Source organism: Flavobacterium sp. J49 (assembly GCF_011742145.1).
In the GTDB taxonomy this organism is placed as follows: domain Bacteria; phylum Bacteroidota; class Bacteroidia; order Flavobacteriales; family Flavobacteriaceae; genus Flavobacterium.
In genome coordinates, this window is sequence record NZ_JAAQQU010000038.1 from 81,300 (window position 1) to 99,001 (window position 17,702).

Genomic DNA, 17,702 nt, shown 5'->3' on the forward strand with positions numbered 1-17,702 from the left:
ATTACTATTTTGAATAAAACATCCGACATCGATTAGCCGAAAGAAATTAACTAAATCGTTGTAACTGAAAACTTTTAAAAATTCACCCTAAAAAAAACATTGGGCATAATGCCTAATGAATAAAATTCCTGCATCGAATAACGCGGCGTGATAAAGTCGGATACATTGGCATAATTGCGTTCCAATTCCTTACTGATTAAAGCATTTCGGTTGTAGAGATTATATATCGAAGCACCGATTTTAAAAGTATGTCCTTTGGTGCTTTTGAACTGATAACTGCCCGAAACATCTAAGCGATGGTAATTGGGTAATCTCTGAGCATTATAAGAAGTGATTTCTCCTGAATCATCGATAGTGCTGAAGGGTTTGCCACTATGCCAAAACCAACCGGCAGTAAAGAGAAAATTGTCCCATTTTTTATTAAAAGCCAAATTAAAACTGTGCTTGATATCAGCATTGGAAGCAAAATAATATCCGTCATTCAAAGTTGAAAATCGGTTTTGGGAATCTTGATAAGTATAGGTTATCCAAGCACGCCAAGAAGCCGCACTTTTTTGAAGCAAAACATCAATACCTTTGGTAAAACCCTTTCCTTGTCGAATTTCGTTGCCGTTTTGGCCCAAAAATCCTAACGTAAACGAAGTGATTCCGGTAATATTTTTATAATAGGCATCCACATCCAAAAGCCAATGGTTCTTTTTGAAAATGATTCCGGAAGTAAATTGATTTGCTTTTTGAATAGGATATTCGTTGTTATCCGAAAGCACCCAAACATAATTTTCCAGACTCAAATCGTTAGCGGCATTTTCGCGAACCTGACTTAAAACCTGACTTCTGCGTTCATAAGAAGCTTGCCAAATCAGAGATTCCGAAATGGCTTTTTGAAGTAATAATCGCGGTTCAAAACTCGACGCTTTCATTTGGCTGTAAAAATTATAGCGCAAACCGGGTTGGAAATTCCAGCTGCCAAAATCTTGTTTGAAGTAAACAAATCCGGCATGGGTAATATTATAGAGATGTCTTAAACTCAAAACCACACCGATGTCCTGATTGTAACTGTTGAACAAATGCGAAATGTCATTTCCATAAACTTGGTAGCCAAAATCGAGATTAGATTTTTCATTGATTTGGTAACCAAAATTCAATTCCGCACCCGAATCCACTACCCGATTCAGTTTTTTAAACGCTTCAAACTTATTGGTGTCGTAATCTTGCCTTTTGAGGTAATCAAAACTGTAAAGCGAATAGAAAACTAAGGCTTTTTGGGTGAATTTCGGACTGTGTTTTTGGGTCCAATTCAGACTGAAACCATAATTCTCGATGTTCATTTTTTGGTTACTGACACTATCTGTTTCAATGACATTTCTATAATCCAAATCGTTTTTGATGACCAAACCGGATAGTGAAATTTCGGTTTTACCATTGGGTTTAAAATTCAATTTAGCCGAGTAATCATGGAACTTGAATTGGTTATTATTGTCAAAATCCTCAAAATTGGTATTCTGAAAAACCTTGTTTTCTAATTGGTTAAACGTTGGCGATTGCAACCATTCTGTATACGATTTTCGTCCGGAAAGCTGTAATCCTAACTTCTCTTTGACCAATGGCATTTGTACATAAACATCTGCATTTAAGGCATTAATCCCGGCGTTGATTTTCGTTTGGTTCGAAATTTTATCAGTCGATTTGATGTCTATTATGCCGGAAACTCTTTCTCCAAATTTAGGGTTCACAGCTTTGTTGTAATAATTCACTGTTTGCTCCACATTCGGATTAATACTGGAAATCATGCCAAATAAATGCCCGGGATGATACAACCGAATGCCATCCATGAGAATCAAATTTTGGTCGGCCGTTCCGCCACGTATGTACAAACCGGTGGCGGTTTCGTTCGGACTTTTAACGCCCGGTAATTGTTGCAACGATTGTAAAATATCGGCGTCGGTAATGCCGGGAAGCGTTTGAACTTTTTGAGGAGAAATAATATAATGTTGGCTGGTTTTCTTGATGCCTTTTGCCAAAAACTCCTCGACTATGACTTCTTCTAATTGATGGATTTTCTCCAAATCATCAATACTTTTCGCGTGGTTAATCGAATAAAATCGGTCGTTGATTTGGATGACTTTTAACGTCGATTGCTTTTCGATTTCGGTATTGATTTCGGCCAATGAATAAAGTTTTTTAGGTACTGAAATCCTTTGTGAAGTCACTAACGAATCAACATAGGAATATTTAACGTCAAAAGCTTTCTCGATATCGGAAAGCACTTTGATGAGTGGGACATTCTTATAAAAAAAAGACTCCTTTTTTTGTGACCAAGAAAGTGAAATCCAGCACAAAAAGAAGCACCAAAAAACTAGTTTCTTCATTCTGAAATGATAATTTTTCCTGTTTGGTCTTTGCCGAATTTCAAATGCAACGGCAAACAAATCGTTTGCAAAGCGACTGTTAAATCTTTATGGGTAAATGTTCCTGTAAATTTTATGTTTTCAATGGAATTCGGGTACTCGACTTCAACATTGTATTGGTTCTTAAATTGTTCGATGACATAGCGCATCGGCACCTTTTTAAAGGATGATTCTCCGGAAATCCAGGTAGGTTTTGAGGCATTAACCTCAGCCCAATTTTCCGAAGTAGCATTATAATAACGTACACTTTCGCCTTGGGTTAAAATCGTTGATTTTCCTTTTTGAATGACTTGCACTTTGCCTTCATAACACTTGACTTCAAAAAAATCCTGGAAAGCAATCACATTGAATTTGGTACCCAAAACCCGAATGTCGCCAAGCGAAGTTTCGACTGTAAAAGAGCTTCCTTTTTCGACTTCAAAAAAGGCTTCACCGTCAAGTTGCAAGGTTCTTTTGTATTCAAAACTATTGCAATACGTTAGTTTTGATTTGGCATTCAAAACCACTTTAGAATTGTCGGCTAAGGTAATCATTTGGGTATTTCCAAAACCGGTTGTGATTTCATTTTGGGCTATGAAAAAATGATACACACCAAAAAGAATAAGCAAACTAGAGGCAATTGAAGCATAACGCCAAAGCGGAATGACTTTCGCTTTAGGTTTATCTTTATCGGATAACTTTTGTTTTATGGCACTAAAATTTTGCTCCAAATCGGGATTACTGATTTCAAACCCGTTCAGTGCATTTTTTATTTTTTGGAATGCCGTGAAATCTTCGTCCGAAACCAATTGTTTTAATTGTTCATCGGTAATTTTATGGGCTAACCAATCGGATAAGTACGTTTCATTTTTCGCTTCCATGTCATTATTTTTCAAACGTTTTTCACTACTCTTCTCAAGGACAACAAGGCTTGATGCATTCGTTTCTCAACTGCTTTAACCGATAAATCTAAAGACGCAGCGATTTCAGTATACGATTGATTGTCGAAGCGGTTCATTAAAAATACGGTTCTTTGTTTTTCCGGCAAATTGTTGATGGCTTTTTCCAATTGGGTTCTTAATTCGGTTACTTCCATCAAAAACTCTGGGGATTCTTTGTGTGATGATTTGGTTTGGAATTGCAACTCAAAATGATTCACGACTTGTTTGTGCTTTATTTTATTCAGCGAAAGCCTAATCGCTGTGGTGTATAAAAAACTTTTGGCTTGTTCGGGTTTTAGGATGCCGCAATTTTCCCAAAGTTTGACAAAAGCATTTTGGGCTATATCTTCGGCACTTTCAATATCGCCTCTGAATTGATACACCAAAAAGTTCCGCAACACTTTAAAATTCGTGTCAAAAACCGAGCGAAATACCACTTCGGAGCAGAGCTTTGTATTTTGGTTTTCTTCTTTCATAGCTTAAATTGCTGACACAACCCCATTACTAAGGTTGTGTCGCAATTAACTTTAATCTTTCCCAATTTTTATAGTCAAATTAATTACAATTATTGATAATGGCTGCTTCAAAAGTTATTTGGTTAGCGATTGTATACGCAATAGAACCGGTTGGGGTATTGAAATTTGCCGTTACAGGGTAAACAAAAGCCGGAATACTTGACCATGACGGAAAATAATATTGTAGCAATTCAGCATTACTATTGACTGTTACCAAAGCACCTTCATGTTGCACTTGCACCGGATAGTTCATGGTAAAGCAAGAGCCCAAACCATTTCCAAAGTTAATGGTCAGTATAGGATCACAACTCACAAAATCTGCTGTTGTGAAGCCGTCGCATTGGGCCAAACAAGCATTTGAATACTGTACAATACCATTTGCCGTTTCCACACAAACCGGATTAACATCTGTAGTACAAACACATGAAGTGGTATTCCCGTCACACTCGTCATACAATTCAAACAACTCATACAAGTCATTAACCACAATAACCTCGTTGTTTTGAGTTACACTAATAGGAAACACAATTTCTACCAATGAGCCGGCGATCAATAGGGATTCCAATTCCGCTTGGGTATTTACCGCTATCGTTGCACCATTGTCATTGATTACAGAAATAGGAAATATAAATTGCAGACAACTAAATTGCAACACATCGTCGTTTATCGGACTGAATCCGCAATCTTCAATGAGTGCATAAAATTCGGCTTCATTATCAATGGTGATAACTGCACCTTCTTGTTGTACTTGGAAAGGAAAAGCAATTCCAACAATAAATAATGTTTCGGTTTCAGCCGTTAACACATCCAGCAAACCTTCATAAGTGGCCACTGTAATGACTGTTCCGTCGTTATAGGATAAAGTTAAAGGGAAAACAAAGTTGAAACAAAAAAATTGATCTTGAGTTGCGTTTGCATTTCTGTTACCAATATTGTTGGCTTTTTTAATCTCGTTTAAGGTAGTTCTTAACGCAATACTTTTAGAAGTGACTACTTCATTTTCTACCGGGTCATTATCGGTACAAGAATAGAAACCTGCGACCGAAACGGCCAATAGCAATACTAAAATTTTAATCTTTTTCATCTTATTTATATTTAGTGTTTATAGGTTAGACAACACAAAATGCCATCACCCTACTTTTTTTAAATAAAAATGAAAATTAATTTATTTTGAGAGACTTTCAGCAATTTTAAGGGCACATTTTTCGCCGTCAATGGCAGCAGAAATGATTCCACCGGCAAAACCGGCGCCTTCGCCACAAGGATAAAGTCCTTTGATTTGCAAATGTTCTAAGCTTTCATGGTCACGTGGGATTCTTACCGGAGACGATGTGCGGCTTTCGGGAGCGTGAAGAATCGCTTCATTGGTCATATAGCCTCGCATTGATTTTCCGAATTGGATAAACCCTTCTCGCATGATTTGGGTTAAAAATCCCGGGAAGACTTGTCCCATTTCTACCGAAGTGGTTCCGGGCACATAAGACGTTTTTGGGATGGATGCGGAAACTTTATTTTGGGTGAAGTCGACCATTCTTTGTGCCGGAACTTTTTGGGTTTCTCCAGCCAAATGCCACGCTTTTTGCTCGATGCTTTTTTGAAATTCCATTCCGGCTAATGGGCCGAATTTGGCAAACGGTTTAAAATCTTCCAGTTTTAATTCGACTACTATGCCTGAATTCGCGGTAGCTTGATCGCGCTTGGATGGCGACCAACCGTTGGTCACTACTTCACCCGGACTGGTAGCACAAGGCGCAATTACGCCACCCGGACACATGCAAAACGAATACATGCCGCGACCGTTGACTTGCTTCACTATAGAATATGGTGCCGGCGGTAAATATTCCCCGCGGAAATCACAACTGTATTGGATTTTATCTATCAAATCCTGCGGATGCTCGGCACGAACTCCTAAGGCAAAAGGTTTGGCTTCGATTAAAATTTTCTTTCTGTCGAGCAATTCAAAAATATCACGAGCCGAATGTCCGGTAGCCAAAATGACTTTATTGGCCGAAATTGTATCACCGTTTTGGGTTACAATCCCTTGCATTTCATTATTTTTGACTACAAAATCGGTTACTCGGGTTTCAAATAATACTTGTCCGCCGCATTCGATGATTTTTTCCCGAATGTCCTGAATAATTTGGGGTAATTTATTGGTACCAATGTGCGGATGGGCTTCAACTAAAATATCGGGCGTTGCACCGAAACCTACTAATAACTGTAAAATCCTGTCGACATCACCGCGCTTTTTGGAACGCGTGTATAATTTTCCATCAGAATAAGTACCTGCGCCACCTTCACCAAAACAATAATTGGAATCTTCGTTAACGATATGATCGCGATTGATGGCTTTCAGATCACGGCGGCGACCTCGAACATCTTTGCCTCGTTCAATCACGATAGGTTTTAAGCCTAACTCAATCAATTGCAAGGCAGCGAAAAGTCCGGCCGGACCGGCGCCAACAATGATTACCTCTTGAGCATTGCCCACATTCTTGTAATCAGGCAGTTCGATTTTTGATTCAGTATAATCTTCATTAATCAGATAGACCAGAACTTTCAGATTGATTTTTATGGCTTTTTGACGCGCATCAATAGAGCGTTTTAGAACTACTACTTTGCGAACCAATTTAGTAGAAACCCTTACTGATTTAGCCACATACTCATAGAGCAAACTTTCGTTGGCTGCTATTTCGGGAGAAACCTGTAGGAGTAATTCTTGTGGCATGATTTAATTTTCTGCAAAAGTAAACAAATGGAATTACTTTTTTTCTTCAAATGCGCGTAAGGCAAACGAAGCCAACCAATGCTCGCCTTCATAATTGCCGTCGACTACAGAAGACAGCGAAAAGTTTAAGTGGAAATCGGTTAAAGGCTTTAAATGCGAAAACTCTTTTGGGTACTGATTGATCAAGGCATATAAATTCCAAGCCCTGCTAAAATTTAATCCGTCTAGGTGTACCAGGTGACCGTCGGTTCTATCGGAGACTCGGGCGACTTCCCAAGTAAATTTCTTTTTAAAGAGTTGCGGGGCAAACTTTTTCAGCCAGCTTAAAAACTCGGTTTTAGGCAAAATGCGTTGCATCAAAGCCATTTCTTCCAAACAAGGCGACAGAAAATCAGTGCCGCTGGGTTCCCAGGTAAACGGACAGTTTTCATCCTTTTGGAATAGGCGAACCGCATTCTCTTTGATGCTTTTTTGGAACAACTCATTTTTGGAATAAACCGCATAATCCCAAGCAAAAGTCAGTCCGAAAGCGGTATTAGAATGGGTTCCGACTCTAACCGGATAAAGCAATTTGGGTAAAAATTCGATATATCTTTCGAGGATAATATTGGAAAGCGGTTTTAGGTTTTGAGCCAATTCTTGGGCGAACGGTTCGTTATACGTTTCGAGCTCGAGTTGTAATTTCAGTAACCAATTCCAGCCATAAGTACGTTCAAAGGATTTCTCGTGCTTTTTATTCAAATAATCCATTTCGGCTTGGATGTTTACTTTGGATAAATTGGCCTTCAGTTTTTGAATGATCAATTCTTTATTGGCCAAATTGGGGAATCTTTTGAGCAAATACACCAAACTCCAATGTCCGTGAACCGACGAATGCCAATCGAAACAGCCATAAAAGGATGGATGCAATTTTTGAGGCGATTGAATTTCGGTACTGTCGACCAACATTTGTCCTAATTTGTTGGGATACTCTTGTTGGAGACACTTCAACGGTAAACCTGCTAAATGATTGGCTTGTTCGAGGGTTAATTCCTGAGAAAAACCGGTGATAGAAAACCACAATAATAAAAAGTAACTAAATTTCATAAAAGAAGCGTTTTTCAAATGTAGCAAAAAGTTACCTTTGCCCAACTATTTCTAAGTTATGTCGAGACAAATCAAACTCATCTGGGATTTTCGCGGACCGGCTTCAGCTAAGACTGCGGAGCATCATGAAATTCATTTAAAAGAATACATCGCTATCGAAAAATTGCCGATTACCATTACCGGATTTGAAATTCAAAATGAGATGTATGCCATTGCTTTTATAGTGGTAACCGATGAACACATGATACAACTTCGCGATGCTTTGAAACCTCATCGCGGGGAATTATACCTTTAACCTTCGGACCTGTCTCAAAGAACCTAAAGCTTTAAATATCATTAGAATAAAGCTAAAAAAGTAATTTTAAACACCTGAAACTACTTTATAAATTCTGTCATTTTGATAGTGTAATAAAAACTTTGCAAGTTTTAAATAATTAGATTTGAGGTTTAACTCAATCTTCTTAATTTATGTCAATAAATTACATCATCGGAAACTTCGCGAGACCAGCTAACAAGCAAGCAAAATTCTCCAAAGAAAAAAAGCAATTTTTACAAGGGGTTTTAGCGGTAGCGTTTTTATTGTTGGCCGGATTCAGCCTGCAAGCGCAAACGACTTTTACCTCGGTTCAATCAGGAAATTTCAGTGATCCCAACACTTGGGGTTCTACTACTATTCCAACAGCCATTGACCATGTAGTAATAGCTACCGGGACAACCGTACTTCTTGATGATTTGATAACAGTGACTAATGCCACCGTCAGTGGTACCTTAGAAGGCGGTAATAGTTCACCTGATTTTACCATCACCGGAAATTTAATAGTTAACTCGGGTGGTTTGATTGACGGTATTTACTATTATGATGCCGGAGGTTGGGGTTATGACAAAGCGATTCAGCTTAACGTAGCCGGAAACATCACCAACAATGGCAGAATTGATTTGTCCATCGGTTCCAATTATACTCCTGAAGGGGCTTTAAACCTCAACGGTTCAGCCGTACAAACGGTGAGCGGTTTGGGGACTTTTGGCGGGACTTTATATTTAACCGATAGCTCAAATAATGGAGCGGTTATCAATCAGTTGCTCATAAACAATACCAGTACAGCTTCACCTAATGTAATTTGGGGTTTCAACAATATTAAAATCAGAAGTGTATTAAGTATGACGAATGCCCGAGTAGATTTGGGCACAAACAAAATAACAATCGGAAATTACAGTTCGGCCACTACAAATTGTGCAACCGGGAGTGGATTTTTAACAGGTACTGTAGGAAGATGGTACAGCGCTTATGACAATTTTGCGCCAATAACTTCAGGGATTGATTATTACAATAGCAATGCTCTTTTCCCTTTTATAAATGCTAATGGTAAAAGCAGGGCTGCCTTTATTACAAGACCGGTAGACAATAATTCTTCTGCGGTATCCGGTGAGCTTGCCGTGAGTTACTATGATGCTTCAGCTGTTGCATCAGGATTTTCAGTTGCCGATGGTGGTTATACTGTGACCGACATCTACGAAGGTGCTTGGATAGTGAGCAAAGATGCTAATTATGCTTTTCCTATCGGTAATCATTCAATTGCTTTCGCTGCACAAGAGGCTTATTTAATTATGAATGGTAATTCGAGAATAATCAAGGCCGACGGAACTACGGTAGGCAATCATCAAACCGGAACCATTACACCATTTGCGTCCCGAATTGGTCTGTCAGACACTGATTTAAACAATACTTTCCAAGTAGGATACAATGCTGCTTTAGACACACCTATTACTTCGGTTCAAACCGGTAATTGGAATGAGGCAACTACCTGGAGCAGTAACAGCGTCCCGACTTGCGGAAATACGGTTACCCTACTTTCAGGACATACTATAACTGTAAACACTCCTTCTTCTGTTGGTGGTATTAATATTTTAGCGGGAGCAACACTAATCAGTGATTCCGCTACATTAACGGTAGGTTGTACCAATAATAAAGCTGCTTTTTACAATGGCGGAACCTACAGTATTAACTCGGGTACTTTAACTGTTAATGGAAGTATTTATCACGCCAACGGAAGCACCTTCAATCAAACCGGCGGGAATATTATTGTTGATGGAAACAACAATGGAGCTGCGGCAACTAGTACTGATCAAACCCTTTTCAAAATTGGAAATTCAACTTTAAATTTAACCGGAGGTTCTATAACGCTTGTTGATCCTGCTGTTACGAGTGCAACTTTGGCAACAACCCATACTGCAACTGCTATCGTTCCTTGTGTTGGATGGTTTTGCTGGTTTCCATCCAGTGTAACTTTAGATGCCATAGACAATGTATCGGTTGGCCAAATTGTTGTTGGTGCAGGAGTACCCGTAGGAACAACCGTAGCCGGTGTAAATTTTGACGGCTCAATCAATACCAATCCAAGTTTACCGGAAACCGGGCTGAGTTTACCATTGACTTTGTCTTTTTACAACGTTAATGCTGCGCCTTCTTCCTTTGTTTATGAGTCAACCAATAATTATGCTGCAGGAAACGGTCATACCTTACAAATAGGCGACGGATTATCGACTGAAAAAAGTGCTGTAACCACTAATGGTTTCAATTGTAATTTCAGAGCAGCCGACGGAACCCTTTCGTTGAATAACTTAATTGTCAATGCGCCCGATGCTACAAACCGGTTCGTTACTCTGGATTCCAATAATGCCAATAGTAATATCGTGGTTATGAATGTACAAAACGATTTTACGATTGTACAAGGAAAAGTAAAAGGCTCAGGTGTTGACACTTATTTCGGGGGAAACATTGTGAATAACGGACAATTATACACATATAACAGTACACACTTTGGCAACTATATTGAGGGTAGTTTTGTGGCAACAGCCAAACCTCAAACCATATCAGGAACAGGTACTTTTAATGCTCAGGTAGATACTATATTGAATACATCTTTCAATACCGGTTCTGTTTCACAACTAAAAGTAAACAATACCAGTGCTGAGGGTGTTACTTTCTTGGTGCCTTTTAATGTAGTAACCGGTTTGACGATGACCGAAGGAATCATTCATACCTCAGCAAGCAGTGTTTTGAATATTGGAGCACCGGCGATGGCTTATACAGCATTTGTTTCGGGGAATTTTGGCCCAACCTGTTACATTGACGGCCCTTTTGCTAAAGACATTAGCGGTGGTCAAAATGCCATTGATTTAACCAATGGTTCCGGTTTTACCGATAAGTTTTTCTTTCCTGTCGGAAAATCAACTTATGCTCCTATTTGGGTTGCTGTGACTACTCCCGGTGTTGGATTTGGCAGTCCGGGAACCAACATAAAAGCAGAAGCTTTTGAAACCAATTCGGGTACTCCATCAGCCAACATAGCGCATTTAAGCCAAAACCGTTGGGAAGTTTCAAAAACAGCCGGAGATATTACTGAATTCAATATCAAAGTTGCTGATGCCAACGCAATTGAAAGTAGCATTATTGTTCAAGCTACTACTGCGGCCGGAGTTTATGATAATGATTTTGGCATCACTGCCACTTTTGAAGCCGGAACGCCAAATATGTTGACCTCAACGAGTGCTCCATTGTCTTTTGCTGATTTTAACGGTTATTTTTCAACCGCAAGACAGTCGGAATGTTCAACAGTAACTCCGGGAAACACTATTGCTTCTGAAACTACTATTTGCGGCGGTAAATCGGTTACTCTGAGTTTACAAAACGTAGTGTTTGGAGAAGGCATCTCTTACCAATGGCAAAGTTCTACTAATGGCGCTGACTATACCGACATCAACATGGCAACGGCAACTACAGCTTCAGTGGCTCCGGTTGAAAACACCTATTATCGTTGTAATGTAAGTTGTTCTTTCAGTTCAACTACTGTGGCTTCAACACCAATTCAAATCACCCTAAACAATACAATAACTTCTACTACACCGGCAACTATTTGTCAACCAACAGATACTGCTACGCTTTCAGCTACTTCAGCTTCGGGTGATGTTAAATGGTATACAACACAAATTGGCGGAACTGCATTGGCTACCGGAAATTCCTTTACAACGCCATCGATTACTACAACTACAACTTATTATGCCGGTACGGAAACCACTGCAGCGGGCACAGCAGGTTTAGTCTACACCTCAGATGGTTACGGAAGCGGTAATACCAACAGAGGTTTGGCGTTTAATTTATCTAACTCAATTATTTTAAACTCGGTTAAAGTATATCCACAACAAAATCCCGGTGGTTCAGGTCCATTACCGATAACCATCAAAGTATTACAAAACGGCATTCAAGTTCCCGGTACAACTGAAGTAACTTTTACACCAAATACATTCTCTGATTGGTCTCCAACGACAGTGGCACAAACTGTTACGCTTAATTATACATTATCTGCTGGCGACAACTATTCCCTTGAAATTACAGATGGAGCAACTTATGACAATGCCTTGGCTTATGTGAGCCCGTTTCCGAATCCTTTTCCGGTTACTAGTGGAGCTGTATCTATAATTGGCGGAATTGACAATGGTTTTATAGACACTTATAGCTATTACTATTTCTTCAATTGGGATATTACAGAAGTATGTTCTTCCGCAAGAGTTGCGGTGGTTGCTACCGTTCAAACCGCTGATGATTGTGGTTTAGGAACAGCTCCTAATTCATCATTATCCAGAGTGGTGGCTTATCCGAACCCTTACAGCCAAACTTTTAAATTAGACATTCAAACCAATAATACTGCTGATGTGGTCATCAAAGTGTATGACATGATTGGCAGATTAATCGAAAATCAAACGGTTGGTTACAATGATTTATCTCAATTGGAAATCGGTAACGGCTATCCTTCGGGCATTTACAATGTATCAATAACCCAAGAAGGCAAAGCAAAAACCCTTCGGGTGATTAAAAGATAAAACCAAACTTCAATGCAATAAAAAACGGCTACTTGAGAAAGTAGCCGTTTTTGTTTATTTGATTTTTTATTGGAATTGAATAGCGCTTGATTAGAAATTATTTTCAAAACTATTTCATTAGATTTGTATTATATGGAGATAAAATAATTAAACGATAAATAAAAATGAAGAAAAAAAAAATAATCATTTCTGTTTTATGTATTTTGTTTTTAATCAGCTGCGATCCCATTGATAATCGATTAATAATCATTAATAAAACGAATCGCCCTTTATTCTTTACTATATCTAGATTTGATTCCATTGAAGGAGGAAATCCATTTGAAGAATATATAAAAGTCACAAACAAAGATACTTTATGGTTAGACAGTGATAATTTTATTAAACCTTATGGTGAAAATAAGTTTCCTGCTATCTCTAGTTGGGAAGACCTAATTAATCATAATTTCAATGGTCGTTTGAAATTATTTATTTTTGAGGCCGATACATTAAAAAAATACAATTGGCATGAAATAAAATTCGGCGAAAAAGAATTCAAAAAACTTAATTTAAGTGTAGATGATTTAAAAAGATTAAATTGGAAAATTGAAATTAAAAGATAAAAACAAACTTCAATGCAATAAAAAACAGCTACTTGAGAAAGTAGCCGTTTTTTATACTAAATAAAATCTGCCTTCTTAAATCTTCTTTCTGCCTTCTAATTCGCCACTTCACTAATAAACTTAATTCGCATCAAACGCAATTCTTCTATATCATAATCGCCATCGAATTCTTTTAGTGCATCTTCAATTTTATCGGATTCAGAATCCATAAAATAGTCGTGGATTTCTTCTTGTTGTTCTTCGTCCAAAATTTCGTTAATCCAATAACTGATGTTCAATTTAGTGCCTGAATAAACAATTTGCTCCATCTCTTTGAGCAAAGTATCCATGGTAAATCCTTTCGCCCGGGCGATGTCATCCAGTGACAGTTTCCGGTCGATGTTTTGGATGATGTATAATTTATTCGAGGAATTGGCACCGGTCGATTTAACGACCAAATCGTCCGGACGAATGATGTCATTGTCCTCTACATAGCGTTCGATCAACTCCACAAACTCTTTCCCGTATTTTTTGGCTTTGCCTTCGCCAACGCCGTGAACATTACTCAATTCATCTATGGTAATCGGATATTTTAGCGCCATGTCTTCTAATGACGGATCTTGAAATACCACAAATGGCGGTACACCGAGTTTTTTGGCTACTTTTTTACGCAACTCACGTAGCATGGCCATCAAGGCTTCGTCAGCTGTTCCGCTTGATTTGGCGGCAGTTACTATGGCTTCGTCTTCACTTTCGCTGTATTCATGGTCTTCCGACATCATGAAAGAAACCGGATTTTTAATAAACGCATGTCCTTTGTCAGAGACTTTTAAAATACCGTAGGTTTCGATGTCTTTGGTCAACAAACCATCAACCAAAACCTGGCGAATTAGGGCCATCCAATAACGCTCATCAAAATCGGAACCACAACCAAAGAAAGTTTGGGTATCAGTTCTGTGGGCTTTTATAGTAGCATTTACTCTTCCTATGAGCGTAAATACAATTTCTTTTGATTTGTATAAATGTTTGGTATCGCGAACGACTTCCAAAAGCATTTTGACTTGGTCTTTGGCTTCAACTTTGCTTTTTGGATTGCGAACGTTGTCATCCATATCAGCACCTTCACCGGTTTCGCTGTCGAATTCTTCTCCGAAATAGTGCAGCAAGAATTTACGTCTTGACATCGAAGTTTCCGCATAAGCTACCACTTCCTGCAACAACGCAAATCCAATTTCCTGCTCGGCTACCGGTTTGCCCGACATGAATTTTTCTAATTTCTCCACGTCTTTGTAAGAGTAGTAGGCCAAACAATGCCCTTCTCCTCCATCGCGACCGGCACGACCGGTTTCTTGGTAATAACTTTCTAAAGATTTCGGAATATCGTGGTGAATTACAAAACGCACATCCGGTTTGTCAATTCCCATTCCGAAAGCAATAGTTGCTACCACTACTTCTACATCTTCCATTAGGAACATGTCTTGGTGTTTGGCCCGCGTTTTAGCGTCTAAACCGGCGTGATAAGGAACTGCTGAAATTCCGTTTACTTGTAAAACTTCGGCAATCTCTTCCACCTTTTTACGGCTTAGGCAATAAATGATACCCGATTTACCTTTGTGCTGTTTGATAAAACGAATGATATCCGCTTCTATATTTTTGGTTTTGGTACGTACTTCGTAAAATAAATTCGGACGGTTAAAAGACGCTTTAAAAGTCGTAGCATCAGACATATCCAGATTCTTTAAAATGTCCTCTTGCACTTTTGGCGTAGCCGTAGCCGTTAAACCTATTACGGGAACATCACCTAATTGCTTAATAATGTGCCTCAGGTTCCGGTATTCGGGTCTGAAATCGTGTCCCCATTCCGAAATACAATGCGCCTCATCTATCGCTACGAAGGATATCGGTACACTTTGCAAAAACTCAACGTATTCTTCTTTGGTCAAAGATTCCGGTGCCACATAAAGTAACTTGGTAATCCCTGAGGTAATATCTTTTTTAACCTGATTGATTTCGGTTTTGGTCAATGATGAATTGAGTACATGAGCGATTCCGTTTTCTGAAGACAAACTTCGGATGGCATCGACTTGGTTTTTCATTAAAGCAATCAGAGGCGAAACCACTATCGCGGTTCCGTTTTGGATTAAGGCCGGTAGTTGGTAACAAAGTGATTTTCCACCACCGGTCGGCATTATAACGAAGGTATTATGTTTAGTAATAATACTTTTTATGACTTGTTCCTGTAAACCTTTAAATTGGCTAAAACCAAAATACTTTTTTAATTCTTTGTGGATGTCAATTTCGTCTAAATTCATTCTGTGTTAATGGTATTTTTACATAAATTTGCAAACATAAAGATACGACTTTCTTTTATACATACAAATTTTATCTTATTTCAATTTTGATACCTAAAGAAACCATTTTAGCCTCTGCCAAAAAGACCATATTATCAGAAAGTGAAGCCATTGCAAAGCTGGTGGATTTTGTAAATGACGATTTTGTCCAAACAGTTGAAATCATTTACAACGCCAAAGGAAGATTAGTAGTTACCGGAATCGGAAAAAGTGCCATCATTGCCCAAAAAATTGTAGCCACTTTAAACTCTACCGGAACACCGTCCTTATTCCTTCATGCTTCCGAAGCCATTCATGGTGATTTGGGCATGGTACAACCCGGCGATGTGGTGATTTGTATTTCCAAAAGCGGCAACAGTCCGGAAATTAAAGTTTTGGTGCCTTTATTGAAACGTTTTGGCAATAAATTGGTAGCCATTACCGGAAACACTACTTCGTTTTTAGGCAAAGAAGCCGATTATGTTTTGAATACTTACGTGGAAAGCGAAGCATGCCCAAATAATTTGGCACCAACCAATAGCACTACAGCCCAATTGGTAATGGGTGATGCTTTGGCCGTTTGCCTGATGGAAATGAGAGACTTTACTGCAGAAGATTTTGCCAAATACCATCCCGGCGGTGCTTTGGGCAAAAAATTATTACTCCGTGTGGGCGATATGCTCGATACCACTCATAAACCGATAGTTGCACCTGATTCTAGTATTAAAACGGTTATTGTAGAAATCTCCGAAAAGCGTTTGGGTGTTACGGCAGTAGTCGATAATGAAAAAGTAATCGGAATCATTACCGATGGCGATATCCGAAGAATGTTGAACAAAACAGAAACGATTTCAGGTTTGGCGGCAAAAGACATCATGACCGTGAATCCGAAGATGATTAAATCAACGGATTTGGTTAGTGATGCCTTGAATATTTTGGAAGATTTTTCCATTACGCAATTGGTCGTTGTAGATAACGGCGAATACAAAGGCGTTTTACATTTGCATGACATTTTAAAAGAAGGCATTGTATAATGGTAAAAAAAGAACTTAAAGAAATGTCCTTTTTAGACCATCTGGAAGAGTTAAGATGGTTACTGGTAAGAAGTACACTTGCTATTATTATCATTGCTTGTGCTTCTTATTTTATTGACGATTTTATTTTCAATCAAATTATTTTCGGACCCAAAGACCCAAACTTTATCACCTACAAATTCTTTTGTGAGGTGACGCGTTTCTTTGGCGTAGATGATTCTTATGCTTGTGCCACTGAATTTTCTTTTATCATTCAAAACACTGAAGTTGGCGGGCAGTTTTCAATTTACCTCTGGATACTAATAACCACCGGCTTTGTGCTGGGTTTCCCTTATATTCTCTGGGAGTTATGGAAATTTATTAGACCGGCATTATATGAAAACGAACGTAAAAAAGCAGGCTTGTTTATCGTTGTGTCATCGTTGCTGTTTTTTATCGGAGTGCTTTTTGGGTACTTTATTATTGTTCCTTTGACCATCAATTTCTTCGCCACTTTTAATGTAAGTGACACGATTATCAACCAATTTACGGTGGAATCCTATATCAGCATGATTAAAACCTCGGTAATTGTAAGTGGTTTGGTTTTCGAACTTCCGATTATCATTTACTTTTTAACCAAATTAGGATTGGTAACACCCGAATTTTTGAGAAAATACAGAAGAGCTGCGATTGTAATCATACTGATTGTAGCCGCCATAGTGACGCCACCCGATATTCCGAGTCAGGTGATCGTTTCTATTCCGATATTGGTTTTATATGAAGTGAGTATTTTAATTTCCGCAGTAGTGGTCAAAAAAGAAAAAGAAAAAGAAAATGGCTGATTTAGTACAAGAATTTAACGACTATCGTTCTAAAATGAACGAAAAGTTATTGGCCGACAATAACAAAATTGTAAAGCGAATTTTCAACCTAGACACCAATGCTTATGCAGAAGGCGCTTTGGATGTCAAAACCAAAGAACTATTGGGTTTAGTGGCCTCAACCGTATTGCGTTGTGATGACTGTATCAAATACCATTTGGAAACGAGCTACAAAGAAGGCATCACCAAAGAAGAAATGATGGAAGCCATGGGCATTGCTACTTTAGTCGGCGGAACCATTGTCATTCCGCACCTAAGAAGAGCTTACGAGTTCTGGGAAGCGTTAGAAGAAAATAAATAATTGTTAAATGGTGGATTTGGTGATTTGTTTATTCGTTAATTTGTCGAATAACCAAATACACGAA

At 38.6% G+C, this 17,702-nt stretch carries 13 protein-coding genes; 6 read left to right on the plus strand and 7 right to left on the minus strand.

Annotated features, from left to right (window positions below):
- Nucleotides 1–74 precede the first annotated feature (74 nt).
- The 6 genes from HA632_RS00570 to HA632_RS00595 form a co-directional block, all read right to left on the minus strand.
- Nucleotides 75–2,369, minus strand: coding sequence for a TonB-dependent siderophore receptor (locus tag HA632_RS00570; protein WP_176305298.1), 2,295 nt, complete (start codon nt 2,367–2,369; stop codon nt 75–77).
- On the minus strand, nt 2,366–3,268 hold the full coding sequence (locus HA632_RS00575; protein WP_176305299.1) for a FecR family protein: 903 nt from the start codon (nt 3,266–3,268) through the stop codon (nt 2,366–2,368). The genes HA632_RS00570 and HA632_RS00575 overlap by 4 nt, the downstream gene beginning before the upstream one ends.
- A gap of 11 nt (nt 3,269–3,279) precedes the next feature.
- On the minus strand, nt 3,280–3,804 hold the full coding sequence (locus HA632_RS00580) for an RNA polymerase sigma factor (RefSeq protein ID WP_176305300.1): 525 nt from the start codon (nt 3,802–3,804) through the stop codon (nt 3,280–3,282).
- 79 nt (nt 3,805–3,883) lie between these two features.
- Nucleotides 3,884–4,927, minus strand: a complete 1,044-nt coding sequence (locus tag HA632_RS00585; RefSeq protein WP_176305301.1) for a hypothetical protein — start codon at nt 4,925–4,927, stop codon at nt 3,884–3,886.
- A gap of 81 nt (nt 4,928–5,008) precedes the next feature.
- Nucleotides 5,009–6,571 (minus strand): NAD(P)/FAD-dependent oxidoreductase, encoded by a 1,563-nt coding sequence (locus tag HA632_RS00590; protein ID WP_176305302.1) that lies wholly within the window; start codon nt 6,569–6,571, stop codon nt 5,009–5,011.
- 33 nt (nt 6,572–6,604) lie between these two features.
- Nucleotides 6,605–7,657 (minus strand): DUF2891 domain-containing protein, encoded by a 1,053-nt coding sequence (locus HA632_RS00595; RefSeq protein WP_176305303.1) that lies wholly within the window; start codon nt 7,655–7,657, stop codon nt 6,605–6,607.
- Nucleotides 7,658–7,715: 58 nt separating this feature from the next.
- On the opposite strand from HA632_RS00595, the gene HA632_RS00600 reads away from it, so the two are divergent.
- From HA632_RS00600 to HA632_RS00610, 3 genes are all read left to right on the plus strand, one after another.
- Nucleotides 7,716–7,952: a hypothetical protein gene (locus HA632_RS00600; protein WP_176305304.1), complete on the plus strand. Its 237-nt coding sequence runs from the start codon at nt 7,716–7,718 to the stop codon at nt 7,950–7,952.
- Nucleotides 7,953–8,125: 173 nt separating this feature from the next.
- Nucleotides 8,126–12,535, plus strand: coding sequence for a T9SS type A sorting domain-containing protein (locus tag HA632_RS00605; protein ID WP_176305305.1), 4,410 nt, complete (start codon nt 8,126–8,128; stop codon nt 12,533–12,535).
- Nucleotides 12,536–12,699: 164 nt separating this feature from the next.
- Nucleotides 12,700–13,134 (plus strand): hypothetical protein, encoded by a 435-nt coding sequence (locus HA632_RS00610; protein WP_171222771.1) that lies wholly within the window; start codon nt 12,700–12,702, stop codon nt 13,132–13,134.
- 95 nt (nt 13,135–13,229) lie between these two features.
- Here HA632_RS00610 and recQ read toward each other — a convergent pair whose 3' ends face one another.
- The gene (recQ, locus tag HA632_RS00615; RefSeq protein ID WP_176305306.1) at nt 13,230–15,425 is read right to left on the minus strand and encodes a DNA helicase RecQ; all 2,196 of its coding nucleotides are present in this window, start codon (nt 15,423–15,425) and stop codon (nt 13,230–13,232) included.
- An 86-nt stretch (nt 15,426–15,511) separates the two neighbouring features.
- Here recQ and HA632_RS00620 point away from each other — a divergent pair, with 86 nt between their 5' ends.
- The 3 genes from HA632_RS00620 to HA632_RS00630 are packed head-to-tail and all read left to right on the plus strand — an operon-like array spanning nt 15,512 to nt 17,638.
- Nucleotides 15,512–16,477, plus strand: coding sequence for an SIS domain-containing protein (locus HA632_RS00620; protein ID WP_176305307.1), 966 nt, complete (start codon nt 15,512–15,514; stop codon nt 16,475–16,477).
- On the plus strand, nt 16,477–17,298 hold the full coding sequence (gene tatC / locus HA632_RS00625) for a twin-arginine translocase subunit TatC (RefSeq protein WP_176305308.1): 822 nt from the start codon (nt 16,477–16,479) through the stop codon (nt 17,296–17,298). Before HA632_RS00620 ends, tatC begins: the two co-directional genes overlap by 1 nt.
- A complete protein-coding gene (locus HA632_RS00630; RefSeq protein WP_176305309.1) occupies nt 17,291–17,638 on the plus strand; it encodes a carboxymuconolactone decarboxylase family protein in 348 nt (115 codons plus the stop codon). The genes tatC and HA632_RS00630 overlap by 8 nt, the downstream gene beginning before the upstream one ends.
- Nucleotides 17,639–17,702: the final 64 nt, after the last annotated feature.

What these genes read in the sequence shown, in the direction of transcription:
- HA632_RS00595 (WP_176305303.1), bottom strand. Translation starts at nt 7,657, where the DNA reads ATGAAATTTAGTTACTTTTTATTATTGTGGTTTTCTATCACCGGTTTT.
- HA632_RS00610 (WP_171222771.1), top strand. Translation starts at nt 12,700, where the DNA reads ATGAAGAAAAAAAAAATAATCATTTCTGTTTTATGTATTTTGTTTTTA.
- HA632_RS00580 (WP_176305300.1), bottom strand. Translation starts at nt 3,804, where the DNA reads ATGAAAGAAGAAAACCAAAATACAAAGCTCTGCTCCGAAGTGGTATTT.
- recQ (WP_176305306.1), bottom strand. Translation starts at nt 15,425, where the DNA reads ATGAATTTAGACGAAATTGACATCCACAAAGAATTAAAAAAGTATTTT.
- tatC (WP_176305308.1), top strand. Translation starts at nt 16,477, where the DNA reads ATGGTAAAAAAAGAACTTAAAGAAATGTCCTTTTTAGACCATCTGGAA.
- HA632_RS00585 (WP_176305301.1), bottom strand. Translation starts at nt 4,927, where the DNA reads ATGAAAAAGATTAAAATTTTAGTATTGCTATTGGCCGTTTCGGTCGCA.
- HA632_RS00590 (WP_176305302.1), bottom strand. Translation starts at nt 6,571, where the DNA reads ATGCCACAAGAATTACTCCTACAGGTTTCTCCCGAAATAGCAGCCAAC.
- HA632_RS00575 (WP_176305299.1), bottom strand. Translation starts at nt 3,268, where the DNA reads ATGGAAGCGAAAAATGAAACGTACTTATCCGATTGGTTAGCCCATAAA.
- HA632_RS00630 (WP_176305309.1), top strand. Translation starts at nt 17,291, where the DNA reads ATGGCTGATTTAGTACAAGAATTTAACGACTATCGTTCTAAAATGAAC.
- HA632_RS00570 (WP_176305298.1), bottom strand. Translation starts at nt 2,369, where the DNA reads ATGAAGAAACTAGTTTTTTGGTGCTTCTTTTTGTGCTGGATTTCACTT.
- HA632_RS00605 (WP_176305305.1), top strand. Translation starts at nt 8,126, where the DNA reads ATGTCAATAAATTACATCATCGGAAACTTCGCGAGACCAGCTAACAAG.
- HA632_RS00600 (WP_176305304.1), top strand. Translation starts at nt 7,716, where the DNA reads ATGTCGAGACAAATCAAACTCATCTGGGATTTTCGCGGACCGGCTTCA.